At 34.4% G+C, this 1,498-nt stretch carries 2 protein-coding genes; both read right to left on the bottom strand.

Annotated elements, in window-relative coordinates:
* Nucleotides 1–76: 76 nt before the first annotated feature.
* Complete coding sequence (locus tag CN514_RS16690; RefSeq protein WP_098233558.1) at nt 77–610, bottom strand: GNAT family N-acetyltransferase; 534 nt, start codon at nt 608–610, stop codon at nt 77–79.
* A gap of 1 nt (nt 611) precedes the next feature.
* Nucleotides 612–1,498: aminopeptidase P family protein (locus CN514_RS16685; RefSeq protein WP_141529402.1), on the bottom strand; the 887-nt coding region annotated here is incomplete at its 5' end.

Here is a 1,498-nt window from a genome sequence, read left to right as displayed (position 1 = left end):
CTATTGACGATTTTATATTTTAACACTCTGAAAACCCTTTCTTCAATTAATGAAAAAAGGGTTTTTTATTTGGTATTTAAACCTGACTCAAATTATATTCTTCTTTCAACATGCTATATTGATACATATCACGATGAGCGCCTTTGAAAAACTCATGCTTGCGCAATATACCATCTAAATGAAAGCCTAATTTTGTAAGGAATTTTTGTGAAGCGTTATTATATTCGTATACTTCACCATATATTTTTATAAGTTTTAATTCATTAAAAGCATAATTTAGTAGATAGTTTAATGCAAATGAACCAATTCCTTTATTCTGCATTGATTGATCTCCAACTACGATTCCAAAAGCGGCATGATTATTCTCTGGATCAAGATTTCCTAATTCAATTCTTCCAACACAAATACCATTGTATTCGATTGTGAACAAGTGGAGATTAGGTTTAAGTCCGTCAAAATATTTTTCATAGCCTTTGACCATTTCAACTAAAGAACGTGGTTTTTCTATTCCTACAAGCTTACCAATCTCATCATCACATTCCCATTTATGCATAATAGGGATGTCTGAGGGAAGTACTTGTCGAATATTTATTAAGCCGTCTTGATTCATATTATAGGATGATTAATTCTTTAGGGAACTTCGTTAATGTCATTGCACCTGTTTCTGTAATAACGATATCATCTTCAATACGAACTCCACCAACATTTGGTACATAGATTCCTGGCTCAATTGTATATGACATACCAGTTTTAATAATACCAGTATTTGAATCATTTACTGATGGGTAATCGTGGATACCGATACCTAAACCGTGACCAATACGGTGAACGAAATATTCGCCATATCCAGCGTCTGTGATGATTTGACGAGCAGCGCGATCAACATTTCCTAATACTTCGCCTGGTTTACTTACTTCGATTGCAGCAAGTTGACCTTTTAAAACGGTTTCATAAATTTCTCGTTGTTGCTCATTTGGTTGACCAAACATTACTGTACGAGTAATATCTGAGCAATATCCATCAACGATAAAACCTAAATCCATAAGAACGAAATCACCTCTTTTAATTGGGTTTGTACCTGGATTTCCATGTGGTAACGCAGAGTTTGCACCAGTTAAAATTAAAGTGCTAAATGAAGTTTTAGAAATACCTTTTTTCTTCATTTCGTATTCCATTTCAGCAATTAAATCCATTTCAGTTTTGCCTTCAGCAATACGATCAACAATAATTTGGCAAGCCATGTCAGCAGCTTCAGCAGCAACCTGCATACGACGAATTTCTTCACTATCTTTAATTAAACGTAAGTCATGTAATTTTTCCTCAGCTGCAAGGAATTGTACGCCAGGGAAAAGTTGTACTAATCTTTCATAGCGGCCAACAAGAAGATGTTCTTTTTCGATCGCCATACGGTTTACTGTAATGTTACGTTTTGCTAATGATTCTTGTATCATTGCCCAAGGATCTTGACTATCATTAAAGCCAATTACATCATATTTCC

Origin of the sequence: Bacillus sp. AFS001701, from assembly GCF_002559405.1 — a bacterium.
In the GTDB taxonomy this organism is placed as follows: Bacteria; Bacillota; Bacilli; order Bacillales; family Bacillaceae_G; genus Gottfriedia.
Note: the sequence above shows the minus strand (reverse complement) of the source record. Positions and strands in the feature narration are given on the sequence as shown.

What these genes read in the sequence shown, in the direction of transcription:
- CN514_RS16690 (WP_098233558.1), bottom strand. Translation starts at nt 610, where the DNA reads ATGAATCAAGACGGCTTAATAAATATTCGACAAGTACTTCCCTCAGAC.